General features: G+C 38.3%; 20 protein-coding genes. 6 read left to right on the forward strand and 14 right to left on the reverse strand.

Going from position 1 to position 19432, the window contains the following annotated elements; genetic code table 11:
- Positions 1-483: 483 nt before the first annotated feature.
- Positions 484-927 carry a VOC family protein gene (locus tag MLE14_RS14015; protein WP_243299036.1) on the reverse strand — a complete coding sequence of 148 codons (444 nt, stop codon included), beginning with the start codon at positions 925-927 and terminating at the stop codon, positions 484-486.
- Between the two features lie 87 nt (positions 928-1014).
- Here MLE14_RS14015 and MLE14_RS14020 point away from each other — a divergent pair, with 87 nt between their 5' ends.
- The gene (locus MLE14_RS14020) at positions 1015-1953 is read left to right on the forward strand and encodes a helix-turn-helix transcriptional regulator (protein WP_243299037.1); all 939 of its coding nucleotides are present in this window, start codon (positions 1015-1017) and stop codon (positions 1951-1953) included.
- Between the two features lie 113 nt (positions 1954-2066).
- Here MLE14_RS14020 and MLE14_RS14025 read toward each other — a convergent pair whose 3' ends face one another.
- The 4 genes from MLE14_RS14025 to MLE14_RS14040 form a co-directional block, all read right to left on the reverse strand.
- Positions 2067-3206: a mannitol-1-phosphate 5-dehydrogenase gene (locus tag MLE14_RS14025; protein ID WP_243299038.1), complete on the reverse strand. Its 1140-nt coding sequence runs from the start codon at positions 3204-3206 to the stop codon at positions 2067-2069.
- The gene (locus MLE14_RS14030; RefSeq protein WP_243299039.1) at positions 3207-3644 is read right to left on the reverse strand and encodes a PTS sugar transporter subunit IIA; all 438 of its coding nucleotides are present in this window, start codon (positions 3642-3644) and stop codon (positions 3207-3209) included.
- Positions 3645-3658: 14 nt separating this feature from the next.
- Positions 3659-5749 carry a BglG family transcription antiterminator gene (locus tag MLE14_RS14035; protein ID WP_243299040.1) on the reverse strand — a complete coding sequence of 697 codons (2091 nt, stop codon included), beginning with the start codon at positions 5747-5749 and terminating at the stop codon, positions 3659-3661.
- A 201-nt stretch (positions 5750-5950) separates the two neighbouring features.
- Positions 5951-7387, reverse strand: coding sequence for a PTS mannitol transporter subunit IICB (locus tag MLE14_RS14040; protein ID WP_243299041.1), 1437 nt, complete (start codon positions 7385-7387; stop codon positions 5951-5953).
- A gap of 553 nt (positions 7388-7940) precedes the next feature.
- Here MLE14_RS14040 and MLE14_RS14045 point away from each other — a divergent pair.
- The gene (locus tag MLE14_RS14045) at positions 7941-8234 is read left to right on the forward strand and encodes a CD3324 family protein (protein WP_243299042.1); all 294 of its coding nucleotides are present in this window, start codon (positions 7941-7943) and stop codon (positions 8232-8234) included.
- A gap of 94 nt (positions 8235-8328) precedes the next feature.
- Here MLE14_RS14045 and MLE14_RS14050 read toward each other — a convergent pair whose 3' ends face one another.
- The 3 genes from MLE14_RS14050 to MLE14_RS14060 are packed head-to-tail and all read right to left on the reverse strand — an operon-like array spanning position 8329 to position 10896.
- Positions 8329-9111, reverse strand: coding sequence for an ABC transporter permease (locus MLE14_RS14050; RefSeq protein ID WP_243299043.1), 783 nt, complete (start codon positions 9109-9111; stop codon positions 8329-8331).
- Positions 9112-9118: 7 nt separating this feature from the next.
- Positions 9119-9922, reverse strand: a complete 804-nt coding sequence (locus MLE14_RS14055) for an ABC transporter permease (RefSeq protein ID WP_243299044.1) — start codon at positions 9920-9922, stop codon at positions 9119-9121.
- Positions 9919-10896 carry an ABC transporter ATP-binding protein gene (locus MLE14_RS14060; protein ID WP_243299045.1) on the reverse strand — a complete coding sequence of 326 codons (978 nt, stop codon included), beginning with the start codon at positions 10894-10896 and terminating at the stop codon, positions 9919-9921. Before MLE14_RS14060 ends, MLE14_RS14055 begins: the two co-directional genes overlap by 4 nt.
- 176 nt (positions 10897-11072) lie before the next feature.
- On the opposite strand from MLE14_RS14060, the gene MLE14_RS14065 reads away from it, so the two are divergent.
- Positions 11073-11234, forward strand: a complete 162-nt coding sequence (locus tag MLE14_RS14065; protein WP_243299046.1) for a hypothetical protein — start codon at positions 11073-11075, stop codon at positions 11232-11234.
- A gap of 11 nt (positions 11235-11245) precedes the next feature.
- Here MLE14_RS14065 and MLE14_RS14070 read toward each other — a convergent pair whose 3' ends face one another.
- The 4 genes from MLE14_RS14070 to MLE14_RS14085 all read right to left on the reverse strand — a co-directional run bounded on the left by MLE14_RS14070 (position 11246) and on the right by MLE14_RS14085 (position 16029).
- Positions 11246-12037, reverse strand: a complete 792-nt coding sequence (locus MLE14_RS14070) for a serine/threonine protein kinase (protein WP_243299047.1) — start codon at positions 12035-12037, stop codon at positions 11246-11248.
- 435 nt (positions 12038-12472) lie between these two features.
- On the reverse strand, positions 12473-14350 hold the full coding sequence (locus MLE14_RS14075) for a PTS fructose transporter subunit IIABC (RefSeq protein WP_243299048.1): 1878 nt from the start codon (positions 14348-14350) through the stop codon (positions 12473-12475).
- Positions 14351-14362: 12 nt separating this feature from the next.
- Positions 14363-15280 (reverse strand): 1-phosphofructokinase, encoded by a 918-nt coding sequence (gene pfkB, locus MLE14_RS14080; protein ID WP_243299049.1) that lies wholly within the window; start codon positions 15278-15280, stop codon positions 14363-14365.
- Complete coding sequence (locus tag MLE14_RS14085; protein WP_243299050.1) at positions 15277-16029, reverse strand: DeoR/GlpR family DNA-binding transcription regulator; 753 nt, start codon at positions 16027-16029, stop codon at positions 15277-15279. Before MLE14_RS14085 ends, pfkB begins: the two co-directional genes overlap by 4 nt.
- 257 nt (positions 16030-16286) lie before the next feature.
- Here MLE14_RS14085 and MLE14_RS14090 point away from each other — a divergent pair, with 257 nt between their 5' ends.
- Positions 16287-16976: a YjjG family noncanonical pyrimidine nucleotidase gene (locus MLE14_RS14090; RefSeq protein ID WP_243299051.1), complete on the forward strand. Its 690-nt coding sequence runs from the start codon at positions 16287-16289 to the stop codon at positions 16974-16976.
- Positions 16977-17198: 222 nt separating this feature from the next.
- Entirely contained in the window at positions 17199-17786 is a 588-nt protein-coding gene (locus tag MLE14_RS14095; protein ID WP_390628897.1) for a YdhK family protein, read from the forward strand.
- Between the two features lie 83 nt (positions 17787-17869).
- Here the strand turns inward: MLE14_RS14095 and MLE14_RS14100 are convergent, their stop codons facing one another.
- Together MLE14_RS14100 and MLE14_RS14105 are read right to left on the reverse strand one after the other, a co-directional pair.
- Positions 17870-18244, reverse strand: coding sequence for a hypothetical protein (locus MLE14_RS14100; protein WP_243299053.1), 375 nt, complete (start codon positions 18242-18244; stop codon positions 17870-17872).
- The gene (locus MLE14_RS14105) at positions 18238-18624 is read right to left on the reverse strand and encodes a DUF4383 domain-containing protein (protein WP_243299054.1); all 387 of its coding nucleotides are present in this window, start codon (positions 18622-18624) and stop codon (positions 18238-18240) included. Before MLE14_RS14105 ends, MLE14_RS14100 begins: the two co-directional genes overlap by 7 nt.
- A gap of 315 nt (positions 18625-18939) precedes the next feature.
- Between MLE14_RS14105 and MLE14_RS14110 the strand changes: the two genes are divergently transcribed.
- Entirely contained in the window at positions 18940-19413 is a 474-nt protein-coding gene (locus MLE14_RS14110; protein WP_243299055.1) for a DinB family protein, read from the forward strand.
- Positions 19414-19432 lie beyond the last annotated feature (19 nt).

Below are 19432 nucleotides of genomic sequence, written 5' to 3' on the forward strand. Positions count from 1 at the left end.
TCGTTCCGCTATTTGGATGAAAAACCGTACATCAAGGACCGAAGCGGATCCTCGTTCCGTTAAAACTGCAAAATCAATCAAAAATGCAGGTTAAAAAGGCAAATAGCGGAACCAGGAACCGAAACTATCCTCCAAACGAGGATTTTATCTTGAATAACGGAATGAGGATTCATTATGTGAGGAAGGCGGATCCTCGTTCCGCTATTTGGATGAAAAACCGTACATCAAGGACCGAAGCGGATCCTCGTTCCGACCACCATAAAAATTAATCCTCTTTTTAGTAAAAAACAAGAGTTTTTTTGCGAGAGATCTACCTTCGCCACCCGTATTTACAGTATAAACCCACGAAAGCATTCGGAAAGTTATATACAAGACACGCGGCGAATTAAAAGAGCGGATTGCTCCATAATAAAAAGAAGTAATCGTCCCCTACTAACCTAGTGTGGATGATTACTTCTTTTTCTACATTAACTGGAACTAGTTTTAAAAATCATGCATGGTAACACAAAGCTGTATAACGATTCCAAACGGATCTCGTACAATTCCATATACAGGACTAAACACATTTGCTTTGAATGGGACCAAAACTGTAACCTTTTCATGTTGGATAAGAGAATCATACAGCTCACCAATCACTTTTTTATCTTTCGATTGAATGCACAATGAAAAGCTGTTCCCTAATTGCCAAGGTCGCGAATGGTCCATTCCTTCTTCTGCAATCATGACTTTATTCTCACCTATTTCCAAGACAGAATGGGTAAAATATTCTTCTTGTCCTTCTTTATAATGGAAGTTAGGATCCATTTCCTTCATTTCTTTATAAGTTTTCTTAAAGAGTACGTTAGCACCTAAATATTTTTCATAAAAACCAATAGCCTCACTGCCTTCCCCATTCAAAGATAAAAATGGGATCACTTCAAAACTCATGTTGTTGCCTCCTTTATCATTATTGATTACACTTTTAAGTATAGTGACTAAAGGTGACAAAAAGAGGCACCATTAAGGGGTATTTTTATGAAAAAATCGGAACGTCTGAATCAAATGCTCCGCTTCATCAATCAAAAACAACACTTTACCCTCCAAGATTTAATGCAGGAATTTCAAATCTCAAAAAGAACGGCATTAAGAGACATCGCTTCATTAGAGGAATTGGGGGCGCCCCTTTATACAGAATATGGCCGATACGGAGGTTATCGTCTGCTTAATCAGATGCAACTGCCTCCCATTTCATTTACTAGTCAGGAAATTTACGCCCTTTATTTTGCCTTGCAAGCACTTCACAGCTTTTCAACTTTACCCTTTCAAATTTTTTTTCGTTCCATTCATGAAAAATTTATTAACGCTTTATCGGATAATCAAAGACAGGAAATAGAGAGAATGCAAAATAGAGTATCCTTTCGACATACTGAACAAATCAAAGATAGTACCCATTTAGAAATTTTATTATTGGCGGCTGTTCAAAATATCGTATTAAAAATAACGTATCAACATACTCACAAGAAGAGCACACGTCACATTCATCCCATCGCTATTTATGCCATGAAAGGATATTGGTATTGCCAGGCTTACGATATGGATAAAAAAGTGTACCGTGTTTTCCGTTGTGACCGGATGACATCAGTTGAAAGAACGGAAATTCAACCATTAAAGGAGCTAAAGGACATTACTATACAAAATGCTCATTCACTTTGGAAGCCATCTGAAAAAGCGGTTCCATTTAAATGTCTTATGAGTCAAACAGGGATTGAGCGATTTCAACAGGAACATTATCCATCAATGAAGTTAGTCCGAGAGATGGAAAATACGTATATGGTTGGGACATATGAGCCAGATGAACTGAATTTTATGATTAAATATCTTGCTAGCTATGGAAAATCAATAAAAATAATAGAGCCAATCATTTTAAAACAATACTTAAGACAGTTCTATAGAGATCTACTTGATCATATTTAAAGAGCTAAATATCAAAGGGTATCTGAGTATATTAGACCAGATCTATACAAAAAACACTGACAATCTATTAGTATCTAGATCATCAGTGCTTTCACCATGCGGATTTAATGAATTTATTTAATTTGCTCCAAAACTAGTGATCTGAGAGGATGCTCATGTGTAAGGCCGCAAACTTCTTCTAGCGTCCCCTCATATCCCTTTTCTTTCACTTTCTCTTGCAATTTGACAGCTTCCTCATCTTGAGAAAAATCGTATTGAAGAGCAGCTGCGATCCCTTTCGCTAAGTGTACAGGCTGTCCTTCTAGGTATTCATAATATTGTACAGCTGGCCCCACCAAACGGTCATTTGGTCCAAGCTTACGAATAGGACCTCTTGCTACTCGAGGTATTTCATCGTTTATATAAGGATTCGTAAACCTCGCAATAATTTTTTTCACATATTTCATATGTTCATCATAATCAAAGCTATATTTTTTCACCAAAACAGAACCTGATTCCTTTAGAGCTTCTTGAACTGTTTGTGTTACCTCTGAATCCTCCATTGCATCCTTGATTGTCTTTAAACCTGCTTGAAATCCTAAATAAGCTGCAACAGCGTGGCCTGTGTTAACAGTAAACAGCTTTCTTTCAATATAAGGTTTTAAGTCATTCACAAAGGTTACGCCTTCAATATCGGGAATTTCCCCCACCATCTGGGACTGGTCGACAACCCATTCATAAAACGGTTCAACAGATACCATTAATTTGTCTTCATTACTTTGATTAGGAACGATCCGATCTACTGCCGCATTTGGAAAAGCAAAATATTGATCGAACTGTTGCTTTTCAGCTTCAGACAATTTTTCATATACTTTTTCCTTAAGAAAAGCACTGCCCCCAATCATGTTTTCACAGGCAATCACATTAAGAGGCTTGTCCGTTTGTTCTAGCCTTTTTCTTAAACCATATGCAATAAGCTCTGAAATAATCGCCAGTACATTAGGACCCACTGCTGTGGTCACAATGTCAGCAGCTGCTATGGCATCCAGCACAGCCTCTGGATTCTGTATGCTATTAATCGCTTTTACATTTTTAACGATTGTTTCTTGACTTTTTTCATCAGCTAGCACAACACGGTATTCTTGTTTTTCATTAATTAAATTTACAATCTCTGCATTTACGTCTACAAAGCACACCTGGTAGCCTGCATTGGATAAAAGACTTCCAATAAATCCTCTGCCGATGTTCCCTGCTCCAAAATGAACTGCAAGCATTTAATTCACCTCATTGAATAGGCTTAAAATTTCGTCAGCTGTCTTTGCTTCGACTATTTTTTCAATATTTTCTTCCTCCGAACAAACAATCGCGATTTTTGATAAAATCTCTAAGTGTTCTCCGTCTTTACCGGCAATTCCGATTAACACTTTCACAATATTACCGCCGCCGAAATCGACCCCGTCCGGAACCTGAATCAGGGATATCCCTGAAGACTTCACTGATTTTTTCGCATCCTCCGTACCGTGAGGAATTGCCACAAAATTCCCCATATAGGTTGAAGTTAATTCTTCTCTTTCCATCATTTTTTCGATGTATTCTGGTTCTACGTACCCTTGATTTACTAAGATTTGACCTGTACTTCTGATTGCTTCTTCTTTATTCGAAAAGCTTGCATTAAGGATGATATTTTCTTTCGTAAAGATTGGGTTTGTCATACCTGCGCACTCCTTTATTTTACTTTTTCTTGATAAATTGCTTTTAGTTCTGCTCCTAAAAAATCAGCCAGTTCTTCATCTTGACCTGACTGAAACATCTGGATTGATTGTTCATCCCTAATAATAAGGGAACTAATCGAACTTAATATTTCTAATGTTTCTTCATTTGCTTCTTTGGGTGAAAGCAAAAGAAGCATCGTATTCATTAGTATTTGAGTTCCATCCATCGATTTTACCGATATAGGATGTTTGAGCCTGCACATGGTAAAGCACGGTACTTGAACGTATTCACTTTTCGTATGATACAAAGCTAAGGACGTTCCCGGAATCCCTAGTCCACCTATATGTTCCCGTCTTAAAAGATCTTCAATAACCTTGTTGATATCATATACCGCATTTTGTTTATAAAGAGAGTGACATACTTCATTTAATGCACTTTCAACAGACACAGCCTCCGCATGATAAACAGCAAAATTGCTCAAAATCTCATATATAGCCATTGAATAGTTTCTTGTCTTTTGTAATTGTTCCAGAAAATAACCGCGGTCAACGGGGTGCAAGTCAGCTCTAGCGTTTTTCTTCAAGTTAGAGAAGGGGCGTTTTGTAAGTAACAGCCTTTTAATTTTATTGATCTCTTCCTCGGATAAAAGCGGACTTACGACCAAATAATCCTCTTTTAAATCTTTTAAGGGAACCGTTGAAACGATTGCATCAAAATCCTTCACATTAATCTTTTCTAAATCAAACAAAGAGGCATTTACTGTCTTAAGCCCCTGTATTTCTTGCTTTAACTTAGTTGAAAGGATTTTCGAAGTCCCAATCCCGCTTGAGCACACAACCAATATGTTATGTTGGGTATCTTGCTCTTTATTTAATAAAGCTGAAGCAAAATGCATCACTAAATAACCAATTTCCTCTTTAGGCACTTCTAAATCCGGAAAAATTACTTTTACTGCCTTTTCCAGGATTAAAAACATTTCCTGATACTCCTGCTCAATTCTAGGAAGTAGAGGATTTGATATACCCATGTTCTGTTTTATCCGATATAAGGCTGGCCTCAAATGGGCAACCAATCCTTGAAATAAGGATATATTTCTCGTTAAATCAAAACCAATTTCTTCACTAACAAATTGAATCAGTTTTTGTGCGGAATATCCGACTTGGATACTCAATTCCTCAAATAATTCATCGTGATCGGTGCGTAGCTTTGCCCCCAATAAATGCATTGTGATATAGCCTATTTCCCCTGGAGAGATATGAATTCGAAAGACCTCCTCAAGATTGGCCACAATCTTTTTGGCAACCTTGAATTCCTTTGTATCTTTCAGACCTTCAAGGAAATCTTGGTCAAAATGAATTTCTTCCCCGTGCTGTATTCGTTCGATAGCTAAGGCTAAATGAACGACGAGCCCAATATAAGAGCTGTCTGCAAGTGAATAAGGAAGATCATCTTTAATATTTTCTATTTGTTTTTCAATAATCAGAAGCTTCTTTTTGTCGACTAGCCCAAGCAGTCGATCTGTAATCGTATCCTCTGTTTGGGCGGACTTTTTTTGGATGGTCTCTTTTAAAATAGAAAGAAGCTCAGATTCCTCTATATGTTCCATAATCAGCTTGCTCATCGCTTTCCGCTTAGCTGATTCTTTCCCTATTATCTCTACACCATATCCTCGTTTTCTTAATAAACTTAGCCCAAATGGCTCAACTTGCTCTTCAATTTTATTTAAGTCATGACTAATCGTTGCAATTGTCACGTTAAGTTCATTAGCTAATGCCAGCAGCTTCACAGGCTCGTTTGCATCTAATAATGCGGACAAGACAAAGGTTTGTCTCTCTTCTGGTGTATATTCATGATGAGATAAATGAAATAGGAAAAGCCGTAATTTTTCTCGATCCTCCTGATTTCCTGTAATCTGAATACCGATTCCAGATTTCTTATTAAGCTCTAGTCCATTCTCTTGCAGAATTTCCTCTACCCCTTTTAAATCGCGATGAACAGTACGAGGGCTAACTGCTAGTTCATTTGCCAAATCCTTAACGGTCATTTCTTCGTGATGATTCAATAAAAGCTCCAATATCTTTCGCTCTCTCGCAGAGATATACATCGAATCCACTCCACATAATGGCCTATTACAAGAAACTTGTTGACAAAATTAAATTACTTTTTAGTTTTGTCAACCCTATAATAAAACCAGTTTCTCTAAATCACAAGGAAATGTATTTATAATTTCGTCATCTCAATTGTTGCCAAAATTAAAATGAACGAGGCTAACTCCATTATTTAGAGTTAGCCTCGCCAGTAAAAATTATTTTAGATTTTCTATCAGTTCATCATACTTCGGACTATTTAAGAAGTTATCAACAGAAATATGATGAGCTGTTGGTAATTTTTCTTTTGCCCTTGGTGTTAGGTCTTTATGCGTAATCACAATATCGGCATCATCAGGGATATTGCTGATGGCAGTATTCGTAATATCAATATTTAAACCGGCTTTTTGCGCTTTATTTCTAAGAATAGAAGCTCCCATCGCACTTGAACCCATTCCTGCATCACAAGCAAAGATAATTTTCTTTACATTTTTAGCATCGAATGTTTTGTTTTCATTTGCTTTTGGTGCTTCAAAGGTTTCAGCTACAGAACTCTTTTTACCCTTCATCTCTTGCATTTTAGCTGCAGCGTTAGTTATATCCTCTTCCTCGTCTTGCTTACTTGTTTTTAAAATCAGAGAAGCAATCGCAAAGGAAACAGCTGCAGCAACAAGAACTCCAAATAGCACCCCTAAGTGGCCTCCGCCTTTTGGAGTCATCGCCATCAATGCAAAGATACTTCCTGGTGATGGAGGTGCCACTAATCCTACATTGAATAATGTAAAGGTGAACACACCGCTGACTCCACCTGCGATCGCAGCCAAAATTAATAGCGGCTTCATTAAAATATAAGGGAAGTAAATCTCATGAATACCACCGAAGAAGTGGATAATGGCAGCTCCTGGAGATGTTTGTTTCGCTGTGCCTTTTCCAAAAAACATGAAAGCAAGCAAGATACCAAGACCTGGTCCAGGGTTTGTTTCAAGTAAAAACAGAATAGATTTTCCTGTATCTGATGCTTGCTCCGCACCAAGCGGACTTAAAATTCCATGGTTAATGGCATTGTTTAGGAATAAAACTTTTGCCGGTTCTATGAAAATATTAGCTAGCGGCAGTAAGCCTGCGTTTACAATGACTTCAACCCCTGCTGCTAGAACCTGGTTCAATCCTTCAACAACCGGACCAATTGCCCAAAAGGCAATGATCGTTAAAACAGCAGCAAGAATCCCTGCTGAAAAGTTATTCACTAACATCTCAAAGCCTTGTTTAACCTTCGGCTGAATAAATTGGTCTACCTTTTTGATTAACCAGCCTCCAAGCGGTCCCATTATCATAGCCCCGAGGAACATCGGGATATCGGATCCGACAATTACTCCCATTGTTGCGGTAGCCCCAACTACTCCACCGCGGCCTTCATATATCATTTTACCGCCTGTATAACCAATCAATAATGGCAGCAGAAATTTAATCATTGGATCAACAAGCTGACCTAATTCTTCATTTGGAAACCATCCAGTAGGAATAAATAATGCCGTTATAAGTCCCCATGCAATAAACGCACCGATATTTGGCATAATCATGCCGCTCAAATAACTGCCAAAGCGCTGAATCTTTACACGAAAATCAGACTTTGGAGTCTCTGTTACTTTTGACATACGTATTGCTCCTTTCTTTTCAATTGCATAACTATCTAAAGAGGCTGGACACTATCGTACAACTTAATGATAAATCTGATGTAAAACGGTTTCAATTTAAAGAAATGAGCATTTTGTCACTTGCAATGTTGCCAAAATTAAATAAGACTTTAGTCCTGTTTCATTAAAATCAGATGAAATATGAATAAAAGCTAGGTAAAAAATGATTATAATTATTTCTTCACTTGTTTACACTGGTGATTCTGTGAGTTAATAAAGGTGTCGGACCGACAGAAATTGGCGAAAGGAGGCTGATTGAAGTTGATCACAAAATATGAGGTGATTTCCGCTTAGTCGGAATCTCATGGTATGGGACCGCTGCAAAGCGGTCTCTAATATTTTCTGAACATTATGACTTCCCGCAAGTACAAATTCCACTTATACTATAAATATGTGTTATGCCTACACATTTTTGTAAACTGTACGATCAATTTACGAGCGAAAGGAGAGACATGAAACATGAAACATGCGAAATTGTTTTTTCACGTACACCTGAATAAGGAGGACGTAAATTTTGCAATACAAAAATGGAAAAGAGGTGTTCCCTCCTAGCTTGCTGAAAGAAGTACAGAAGCATATTCAAGGCGAACTGATTTATATCCCTAAGCAAAACAATCAGCGAGCGGGATGGGGCGAAGTGAACGGTTCCCGTCGATTACTTGCTCGAAGAAACGAAGAAATTTATCAATTATACAGTGATGGATGGTCCTTTGAGAAATTAGAGCAAAAGTACAATTTGTCCATCGAAAGCATCCGAAAAATTATATATAAAACACGCGGTGAATGTAACGAGCGGCGTGCCCCATAACAAAAAGACAGTCGTCCCCACTAATTAAGCGGGGATGATTGCCTCTTTTTATAATAAAAACTTTTTTATAATCGGACTAAAACCTTTATCGTCATTATGACCCGGTGGACCGATAATACTTAACACCTTTATGCCACAACAACAGACATGGAATGATAAATAAACACCCAAGCACAGGAGTAAACATAAAAATCAGGTCGTTCCCATCCGTTTTACCAAGGAGATAAAGAAGCGGAATATAGTTAACAGTGCCAAAGGGAATAACGTATGTGAAAAATTTTGCGATCCACTTTTGATAAATATTAAGCGGATATTGCGCCATCTCTCTTCCTCCGTCGGTAAAAATGTTCGTAACCTCTAAACCCTGAATCGTCCAAAAGCACAAGGTTGCAGCCAGTATGTAAATCCCCGTGAAAATCAAGACCCCGCTTATCACCATAAAGCATAGAGTGAGAACCTTCATTATACTCCAGTCAATGGTTAAATTTGCTAAAGCCCAAATTAAAACTATAATACTTTGCAGGAGCCTCCCGACTCTTGTAAACTCAAATTTCGATCCCAATACTTGAACGACCGTACTCCTGGGACGGACAAGCAATCGGTCAAAATCGCCATTCACGACTAAATTGGAGAAAGAATCAAATCCGCGCGCAAAGCACTCACTAATCGAAAATGCCATATGAATGATCGCGAAACAAAGAGCCACCTCAAAGAATTGCCAGCCTTTAATTTGTCCAAACTGCTCAAACAAAAAATAGAGCCCGGCGAAAACTGAAAATGGAATAAAAAATTGACCAATAGATAACAGCCAGAATGAGGTACGGTACTGCATTTGGGATTTAAATAGAATTTGTAAATAATAGAAATAGAGACTCAATCTTATTCTACCCCCCTTGTACAACAACCCGTTTCAATACATGTCGCATCGCCATTCTGCCGAAGATCAACAAAACCAACAGCCAAATCAATTGAAACATGATTCCTTGGATTGCCTCATCTTGCGGAATATGTCCGGAATAGACACGAAAAGGAAAATCAGCTGTAAAGTGAAAGGGCAGTGCGTAAGCAATCGATTGCAGCCAGTCTGGCATCAGCGGCAGCGGGATAATTAAGCCTGCAAAAAATTCCCCGGCCACGCCAAACACCAACAGAGAACCAATAGGAGACATCGTGATGAACACGGATATATAAATAATCATAGAAATAGCGACAAGAAGAAGCAGTCCAAATGTAACAGATAACACAAATAACAGACCGGATGTCAGACTTGGAGGAAAAGTCATGTTGTATGGCCAAGGCAGCAAAAAGGCCACAATCAGAATTGGAAAACAACGAAGAAAAGCACTCGACAAACGCTGAGCTAAAAGCTTGGCATACCAGAATGTATATAAATCAGACGGGCGGCAAAGTTCATAGGCAATATTTCCACTCGTAATCAACTGAAAAAGCTCTTGATCCCGAAACCATAACGCGATAAAAGCAAGCAATGACTGCTGCAGCCAAATATAGGTGATAATCTCTTTTAATGACATCGGCGGGGAAACAATCGCATTTTCATAAAACGCCTCAAAAATCATAATGTACATAAAACCCCAGAAAAATTGGGTTGCCACTCCAGCGAGGGCAGCTGCCCGGTACTGCAAACCAATCATCAGCCGCAACTTTAAGACAGAGTAATATACGTTCATATTTGATACTCCTTATAAAGCTCTACAATCATTTCCTCAATCGGCCTTGCTTCAATACTCACATCAATTAGTGCAAGCTTTTGCGACAATTGGGCGATTATATCTGAGGTAGAATGGCTGCTTGTATCCACACTTAAAATCGCACGCTGCGGTGACCAAGAGAGTACAGTAGCACCTTTAATTTGAAAAGACACTTGATTGTCCTGATAGTCAACCGTGATGGTCTTATTCTTACCAAAGCGTTTACGTAATGTTTCTATACTGCCATCATATAAAAGCGTTCCTTTTCCTATTAAGATTACCCGATCAGCTAGAGCCTCAATGTCACTCATATCGTGAGTCGTGAGAATCACGGTAACCCCTTTTTCCTTATTTATTTTTTTGATAAAATCGCGAACCGCTATTTTGGAAACGGCATCGAGTCCGATCGTCGGTTCATCTAAAAATAAAATCTTCGGACTATGTAGCAATGAGGCTGCAATTTCGCAGCGCATACGCTGTCCCAAACTGAGCTGTCTGACAGGAGAATCGATAAAAGCCTCTAATTCTAGTGCTTCAACAAGCAAATCTACGTTATGTTTATACTCATCCTCTGGCACTCTATAAATTTCACGCAGCAACTCAAACGAATCGATTACGGGAACATCCCACCATAATTGTGATCGCTGTCCAAATACGACCCCGATATTCCTGACGAATGGAACACGTTCTTTCCATGGAGTATAGCCCATAATCGTACAATTTCCTGAATCCGGCATCAGGATTCCGCTCATAATCTTAATCGTCGTCGATTTCCCCGCCCCATTTGGACCAATGTAGCCTACAACCTCGCCAGATTGGATTGAGAACGAAATATCATTAAGTGCGTGAATAATGGTGCGTTCCCGGTAAAAAAGTGATTTGGCTGCCTGCAACAGTCCCGAGGTCCGTTTTGCTACCTTATAAGTCTTACTAATTCCTTCTAAACGGATCAACTTCTCCCCTCCCTTTTCATAGAACGAGAGAAAATAGTATCACCAAAATTTAACATCTGTCAATCACTTTTTGAATTTTGAAAATAAAAATGTGAGTTCATTCAATATATAAATCATTATGGTTTGATCATTATCTGTGTTAAACTAAAAAAAATCCAGATGAAATGAGGGTAGGCATGTTAAAAAAAATATTGAAACAGCTGAAACAAATGTCTCATGGCAGCAGTGAAAGAAGACATGGTCATTATCATCGAGGAAGCAGCAGTCATCGCGGGTATAAACGATACCCAATGAGCGGAAGCGACCGCTATAAAAGAAAAGGCAGAAGCAGCAGTTAATCTACCTTTACCTAGTTGATATCTTGTTGTCCTGCTTTAAGTGCAGCCCGAAGGTCGACTAATATTTCACGGCTATTTGAGTATGTCTCTTTAGTGCCTAATAGCCTTTTTAGCAGAAAAACCGTTTCTTTTTCTAATGAAAGTTCTTCCTTCCAGGGAAGAGCTTTTTTCTTTTCGGAGGAGTACGTCGTATAAAGCAAATATAAAAGTATTTCCCCAAGATCATAGTAGTCCTGTTGCTTGAGCTCTTGTATTTTTTGCTGATTTAGCTCATTGTTCAATACTCGCTTAGATAAACCAAAATCGATTAAATATGGATGATTTTTTTTCATAATAATATTGGGAATGCGGAGATCCCGATGGTAAATGCTATTGAAATGGAGTTCTTTTACGATTTCCAGCAGCTCAGCAAGAATAAGCAGAGACTCTTTTTCTTTAAAGGTTTTTTTCTTTTCAAAAATCAGATCTTCGAGATTGTCCCCTTCTATAAAACTCATTACATAAAAATAGTTCCCGTTACCTGTAAAAGTTTCATAAACGGCTGGTACACGGGGATGGTTTAAGGAACGCATAACCTTAATTTCATTTTCAAACAGTTCTATTTCTCTTCTCTTCTTTCGTTTACTAGGTCTAAGCTGTTTAATGACTTTATTCTCTAAGGTCTTTAAATCTTTACAAAGATAAACAATGCCGTAGCTGCCTGTCCCCAGAACTCTTAAAACCTCAAAACGATCATTTAAAGTTGACCCTGCTTCAATGGGTATATCTACAAAAAACTGATACAATTTTCGAATTGAACGCAAAATGAAAACTCTCCTCACCTTTTAGTTACGCTATTATATCAAAATTAATCCTTATTTAGCTTATAATAAAGATTTTAACTATCGAGACAGATTTTGACCGATAGGACAGGATTTTGATTTATAGAACCTAGTTTAGACTTATAAACCAAGATTCTGACCCGAAGAAATTTACTTTGATTGATAGAATATCGGATGAGACCGATAGAATCGCTTATTTGACCGATAGACACCTGATTTTGACCCATAGAACAGGATCTTGACTCGTAAAAAACGATTTTCACCGATAGAACCATATTTTGACTGATAGATCCTCAGCTATTCGCCTTATAAACAGAAGATTTATCGAGTTCCACCAAAAATACAGATTCCGTAAATCCGCATCCCGAAACAAAAGTAAAGACACAGCCTGATATGCGCTGTGCCTCTGCTCATAATCTATTTAACTTCCTTTTTTAAAACGCCTAACAGGATTGCCGTAATGACTGCTCCTATTAAAATTGCGAGAACGTATAAGAATGGGTTCCCTTCGATCAAAGGTATAACAAATATACCGCCGTGTGGGGCTGGCAATCCAATTTCGAAAAGCATAGATAGGGCACCAGCCACTGCTGAACCGACAACAATGGAAGGAATTACGCGACCAGGGTCAGCGGCTGCAAAAGGAATTGCACCCTCCGTGATAAATGATGCACCCATAATATAATTTGTTTTTCCTGCTTCCCTTTCTTGCTTTGTGAATTTTCTGCGGAAAAATGTTGTTGCTAATGCAATTCCTAGCGGCGGAACCATTCCTCCAGCCATAATCGCCGCATGTGGTGTTAAAACCCCATCTGCAATCATTGCTATACCAAAAGTATAGGCAGCTTTATTAATCGGACCACCCATGTCGATCGCCATCATACCGCCAAGAATCAATCCCAAAATAACTGCATTGGTTGTTCCCATTCCGGCTAACCATCCGCCAAGTGCCGTGTTAAATGCGGCTACTGGCTTATCCACTACAAAAAACATTACCATCCCAGTAATAAACATAGCCAACACTGGGTAAAGCAAAATAGTTTTAATACCTTCTAATGACTTCGGTAAGCCTTGTAATACTTTTTTTAGCAGAATCACTACATAACCCGCTAGAAAACCTGCAATTAAACCGCCTAAAAATCCAGATCCGCCTTGCGCTGCCATAAATCCGCCGACCATACCTGGAGCTAAACCCGGCCGATCCGCTATACTCATCGCAATAAACCCAGCTAAAACCGGAACCATTAATCCAAATGCATTACCGCCGCCAATCGTATTTAACGCCTCTGCAAATCGGTTATAATTTTCATCCCCAGGTAAATGAGACGTAATACCAAAAATAAATCCGATGGCGATTAATATACCTCCGCCCACAACGAATGGGAGCATATGTGATACACCATTCATCAGATGCTTATAAAATGCATGCTGGCCAGTTGAACTGCCACCCGCTGATTCGTCTTCTGACTTATCCTCCCCGCCTCTATAAATGGGAGCATTGTCACTAAGTGCTTTTTCAATTAATTCCTGCGGTCTGCGGATTCCATCAGCCACTCCTGTCTGGATCACTTTTTTCCCTTTAAAGCGATCCATATCTACCTTTGTATCAGCAGCAACAATAATAGCATCTGCTTCCTTTATCTCGTCAGCTGTCAGGACATTTTTTGCACCGCCAGAGCCGCGTGTCTCTACCTTTATGTTGACACCTAATTCATTCGCCTTTGCCTTTAAGGCATCAGCCGCCATATACGTATGAGCAATTCCGGTTGGACAAGCCGTTACGGCAAGAATTTTTTTACCGTTCAGCCCTTCAGAATCCCTGCTCTCCTCCGCTAATCTTTCCTTTTCTTTTTCGTCTATCGCTGAGAGAACATCCTCTGCTGTTTTAGCGTCGAGTAACTGCTGTCTAAATGACAGATCCATAAGCATTGAGGACAATCTAGCCAACGTTTCTAGATGATCACTATTTGCGCCTTCACTGGCTGCAATCATAAAAAATAAGTGGCTTGGCTGATTGTCTAGAGCTTCATAGTCCACTCCCGCCCGTGATCTTCCAAATGCAATCGACGGTACTTTAACAGCACTGGTTTTTGCATGAGGGATTGCAATCCCCTCTCCGATTCCTGTCGTGCTTTGAGCTTCTCTCGCTAAGATTTCCTCTTTAAATTTCTCTTTATCTGCTAATCTCCCAGCTGAATCAAGAACATCGGCCAATTCATCAATAACAGCCAGTTTGGTACTAGACTTTAAATCTAATACAATCGTATCTTTCTTTAGCAATTCAGTAATCTTCATCCTTTTGACTCCTTAATGTATGATTTCAATCTCTATTTGCGGGAGTATGCTTTCCACTTCATCCTGTTTACATAAATCCATCGAAAATGCAGTTGCAGTGCCTGAGGCTGCCCCATAACGAAATGCTGCGATCACGTCCTTATTATTCAAATAAGAAGCAAGGAAGCCTGCTACAGTGGAGTCACCAGCACCAACAGAGCTTCTGACATCACCCTTAGGTACTTTCGCATAAGCCATTATTTCATGATTTATAAAAATAGCTCCATTTCCGCCCATTGATACGATGACATTTTCGGCACCCCTTCCGAGCAATTCTTTTCCAGCCTTTATCGCTTCCTCTTTAGAATGGATTTCAATCCCAAGAAGCTCACCTAGTTCATATTGGTTCGGCTTGATTAAAAACGGGCGATATTTTAAAAGATCTAGCAAAGAAGATTCGGAAATATCTGCAATAAAAGGCACCTCTCTTTTCTTGCAGATTGCTGCTATCTCTTCATAGGTATGGTCGGAAACCGAAGAAGGAATGCTGCCTGAAATGATTAAATAATCATTTTTAGTCAAGCTATTAATTTTTAATAAAAATGCATCTTCTGCTTCTTTGGAAATATAGACACCATTCCCATTAATCTCTGTTTCTTCTAAATTTGTTTTTATTTTAACATTGATCCTAGTTGGTTCATTATGCTCAATAAAATCAAACAGTACTCCTCTCTTTTTTAGGCAGTCTTTCAAAAACTCTCCTGTGAAACCGCCAACAAATCCAAGTGCTATACTATCGATACCTAAGTTCTTTAAAACTAAGGAAACATTGATTCCTTTCCCTCCAGGGTAAAAGGCCGTCGTCTCTGGACGGTTTAACTTCCCAATGTGTAGTTCATTGGCTCCGATTTTATAATCAATAGATGGATTTAACGTACATGTATAAATCATTCTGTCACTACCTCGATGTTTGTTTTTTTCCGAAACTCTTCAATCGTTTCGGGGTCTGTCTCATTGGTTATGATGGTTGCCTCTTCTAAATCTGCCACTTTCGAAAATGTAACCTCGTGAAATTTAGTGTGATCTGCAAGAACAAAAACATTTTGACCCAAGTTGATGGCGGTCGCTTTTACCGCTGCCTCTTCCGGGTCGGGAGTTGTATACCCGTAATCAACATGGATACCATTAACTCCTAAAAAAATCTTATCAAATCTATATTTATTTAAACTATCGATCGCACCATGGCCAATGAGTGCTCTAGTTTTTTGCTTTATGCACCCGCCAACCAAATAGGTATTTATATTCTTAGCTAACAGCTGCTCCAAATGAGTTAATCCATTCGTTACGACCGTTAAGTCATGAGCAGAAATGTAAGGGATCATTTGATTTATTGTGGTACCTGCATCCAAATAGATACAATCTCCATCTTTTATCAGCGTAGCGGCATATTTCGCAATCCGGTCTTTCTCTTCCAGATTTTTCGTTAACTTTTCATCAATACTTAGCTCTTCTTTCTTCTGATTTAATAAAGAAGCTCCTCCATGTACACGTTTTAACTTTTTCTTTCTCTCCAATTGACTTAAATCACGCCGGATTGTCGACTCTGAAGAAGACAGAACTTCAACTAATTCCTGGATTCTTACTATTTTTTTTGTCTCTAACAGCTCTAGAATAATCCGATGTCTTTCTTCCGTTAGCATCGTAATTCCTCCAAAATTTTTCTGAAACTCTTTCAAAACAGTCAATTTCAATCAAAATCTTTATGTCTACGAAAAATAATCATACCGCTTATTCGAACCGTATCTCCGTTACAATATTAACTTAAGCGGTTTCACAATTCAATCATTTTCTTTCAAATTCATTCATTTTTAGTCATACCATTTCATGTAAATTTAAAAATACCAATGCCTAATAGTCTGATATACTAGATAACAAACTCAAAACGGAGAGGAAACCTATGAAAAAATACAAAACTTTATTTTTTGATTTGGACGATACTTTACTTGATTTTGAAGCGGCTGAAGACGCAGCCTTGCAATCGCTTTTCAAAGATCAAAATTTACAGTTATCTCCTGAGATCAAAGCGAATTATCAAAAAATAAACCAAGCGCTTTGGAAAGCCTATGAAGAAGGGAAAATAGATCGGGATGAAGTGATCAATACCCGCTTTTCCCTTTTATTTAAGGAATACGGTTTAGAGGTTGATGGGGCTGAAATAGAAAAGAACTATCGCCGTTACTTAGAGGAGGGTCATCAGCTGATAGACGGGGCACTGGAGTTAATTTCAAAATTACAAAATCACTTTGATTTATACGTTGTAACCAATGGAGTTTCCCAAACTCAATATAAACGCTTAACAAATTCCGGACTGCATCCATTGTTTAAAGATATTTTTGTATCGGAGGATACCGGCTATCAAAAACCGATGAAGGAGTTCTTTGATTATGTCTTTGCACGAATTCCTGAGTTTTCTGCAGAACAGGGTTTAATAATTGGCGATTCCTTAACTTCCGATATTAAAGGCGGCTATTTATCAGGTATGGATACGTGCTGGTTTAATCCTACGAAAAAGCCGAACCATACTGATATAATCCCCACCTATGAAATCAAGGAACTCCGTGAGTTGTATCAGATTCTAGAGTCATAAAAATTCAAAAATACGTTATATCTTATCCTTACAGATTTGATATAACGTTTTTTTAATTCAAATTTTTTTTAGAGAAAATTCAATTTACCCCATAAAGGATAAAAAAACAGTAAATGGATAAACAGATTATTGCAGTCATATTTTGGTTCTTTTCAAGCTTCTCCATATTTTCTGCACATTTTCTTTATATGCTATTTTCAAACAACAAAGGAGGAAATCTATGTGTTAAAAAACATAGTGAAACTATCATTTATGATTGCTCTACTCTTATTCCTGGGAGCTTGTGCGAACACTGATGATGAAAGTATGGACCATAGTGAAATGGAAAACACAGATGAAAGTAAAGGAGCTGATCATGGTGACCACGGCGAAATGAACCATTCCAGCTCGGGTGAAGTTCCTGAAGGTTTACAAGAAGCTGAAAATCCTACCTATGAAGTGGGAAGCCAGGCAATTCTCGAGACTGATCATATGGAAGGAATGAAGGGTGCCACTGCAACGATTGTTGGTGCCTATGATACAACCGTCTATGCTGTCTCTTACACTCCTACTACTGGCGGCGAAAAAGTTGAGAAGCATAAATGGGTCATTCATGAAGAGATTCAGGATGCAGGAGAAGAACCATTTAAACCCGGAGATGAAGTGATTCTCGAAGCTGCTCATATGGAGGGTATGGAGGGGGCAACGGCCGTAATCGACTCTGCTGAGCAAATGACCGTGTATATGGTAGATTACACACCTACTGATGGCGGCGAAAAAGTCAAAAATCATAAATGGGTTACTGAAAGTGAACTTTCACCTGTTGAGTAATTTTAATAACTTAGAAAAGGGTTTATCCTGCAATGGATAAACCCTTATTTATACTCACTAGACTGTTACTTACTTTTACCCTACTATTTCACCCTTCTGAGAATTATAGATATACACCATAGATGCACCAACAGAAGAATAACAATCCCAACTGCCCACCATAAAGTAAAATCTGAAAAAACTGAAGCAAAGATCATGCCATTTGCCAAGCCGATTATGATTAAAACTGCACTAAATGTTTTCGAACCTTTATACTGAAGGATTTCTTTTCTGCTTCCCCATATTCCTAACACTAAAATCAGCCAACCTAAGATAACCAATAAGATTCCTAAACTATCTACAATCCCAGGTCCATGTGCTTTACTAAAGGTGATTAAGCGCGGGCCCGTATCAGGTAAGGATATGAAGTATATACCAATTCCAGATAATAAGACCCATAATATAATCCTGGTTACCATTCATTTTTCCTCCCTGTTTTCCTTTCTCCCAGTGTTAAGTAAACTGCGAAAGACAACAAACCTACTAAAACATGAAAAATATTATCGGCTACTCCTAGTGGAATCAAACCAAAAGGATTCGGCCAGAACCACCCTATTAAACCTAGGCAGAAATAAAACAAACTTAAACCTAATAAAAATTTTCTAGATTTTACAAATTTATTTTCTCCAAAACTCGAAAGAGCCCCGATTATTCCTATTAATGCATGAAGGATATTGTGAACTAAATCGTCTGTTCGGCCTTCATAAAGTTTTTGAAAAATACCAAAGCTTGCCTGAATAATAAATAATATAGAAATCAAACGGACATACACCAAACATATTTTTTGTTTCATACTCATGTTCATTCCTCCTATAGTCAATTACTCCTATATTAAGATTAAAAATATTCAGAATTTACATTCCACTAAAAATAATTATACTTTATTATATGTCTATAAACCTAGGATTATAGAACTATAAAATAAAAACCCCAAACATCTCCCAGAGCGCTAATTAGTGCAGTTTATGTAGAAGCTTACTATACGAAAAGGCTCAAAGGAAAAATGAAGATGTCGACTGCTTTTTATACTTGTTCAGTAAATATATGTAATCTAGGCAGGGAAGAAAATTTCACATATCGAATACATCCTCTGTAACAAAAAGGGGGAATTAATTTGCAAAAACGACACGAAATATTATTTACACAACTGGAGACCTACCGAAGCTATATTTTAGACGTTTTAGACAGTATCTCAGAAGAGGAAGCGGAAGTCGTACCACAAGGGTTCCATAATAACATCCGCTGGAACATGGGCCATATTTACTTGGATCAGTATTTATGGATCCACACCTTAACGAAAGACACGGATGTACCGAAAGAGTACAATACATGGTTTGGATTTGGGACATCCCCAGCTAACTTCACCGCAGAAACACCTACATTCTTTGAACTAAAAGAGCTGTTAAGAAAACAGCCCGCTCATATAAAAGAGACGTATGGTGACCGACTGGAAATAGAATATCCCCCTACAGAAATGGGGATGCACACAATTGAACAAGTTCTAGTTCGGACAATCTTCCATGAAGGTATGCACTTACAAACCATTCTAGATATATTAAAGTGTTTGAAAGTTAAATCTCCTCAATAATACAAGGGGACGTTCCACT

This window comes from Bacillus litorisediminis, from assembly GCF_022808645.1.
Taxonomy (GTDB): domain Bacteria; phylum Bacillota; class Bacilli; order Bacillales; family JC228; genus Bacillus_BF; species Bacillus_BF litorisediminis.

Excerpts from the sequence above, each read along its gene's own strand:
- MLE14_RS14015 (WP_243299036.1), bottom strand. The coding sequence starts at position 927 with ATGAGTTTTGAAGTGATCCCATTTTTATCTTTGAATGGGGAAGGCAGT.
- MLE14_RS14020 (WP_243299037.1), top strand. The coding sequence starts at position 1,015 with ATGAAAAAATCGGAACGTCTGAATCAAATGCTCCGCTTCATCAATCAA.
- MLE14_RS14025 (WP_243299038.1), bottom strand. The coding sequence starts at position 3,206 with ATGCTTGCAGTTCATTTTGGAGCAGGGAACATCGGCAGAGGATTTATT.
- MLE14_RS14030 (WP_243299039.1), bottom strand. The coding sequence starts at position 3,644 with ATGACAAACCCAATCTTTACGAAAGAAAATATCATCCTTAATGCAAGC.
- MLE14_RS14035 (WP_243299040.1), bottom strand. The coding sequence starts at position 5,749 with ATGTATATCTCTGCGAGAGAGCGAAAGATATTGGAGCTTTTATTGAAT.
- MLE14_RS14040 (WP_243299041.1), bottom strand. The coding sequence starts at position 7,387 with ATGTCAAAAGTAACAGAGACTCCAAAGTCTGATTTTCGTGTAAAGATT.
- MLE14_RS14055 (WP_243299044.1), bottom strand. The coding sequence starts at position 9,922 with ATGAACGTATATTACTCTGTCTTAAAGTTGCGGCTGATGATTGGTTTG.
- MLE14_RS14065 (WP_243299046.1), top strand. The coding sequence starts at position 11,073 with ATGTTAAAAAAAATATTGAAACAGCTGAAACAAATGTCTCATGGCAGC.
- MLE14_RS14075 (WP_243299048.1), bottom strand. The coding sequence starts at position 14,350 with ATGAAGATTACTGAATTGCTAAAGAAAGATACGATTGTATTAGATTTA.
- pfkB (WP_243299049.1), bottom strand. The coding sequence starts at position 15,280 with ATGATTTATACATGTACGTTAAATCCATCTATTGATTATAAAATCGGA.
- MLE14_RS14085 (WP_243299050.1), bottom strand. The coding sequence starts at position 16,029 with ATGCTAACGGAAGAAAGACATCGGATTATTCTAGAGCTGTTAGAGACA.
- MLE14_RS14090 (WP_243299051.1), top strand. The coding sequence starts at position 16,287 with ATGAAAAAATACAAAACTTTATTTTTTGATTTGGACGATACTTTACTT.
- MLE14_RS14100 (WP_243299053.1), bottom strand. The coding sequence starts at position 18,244 with ATGGTAACCAGGATTATATTATGGGTCTTATTATCTGGAATTGGTATA.
- MLE14_RS14105 (WP_243299054.1), bottom strand. The coding sequence starts at position 18,624 with ATGAGTATGAAACAAAAAATATGTTTGGTGTATGTCCGTTTGATTTCT.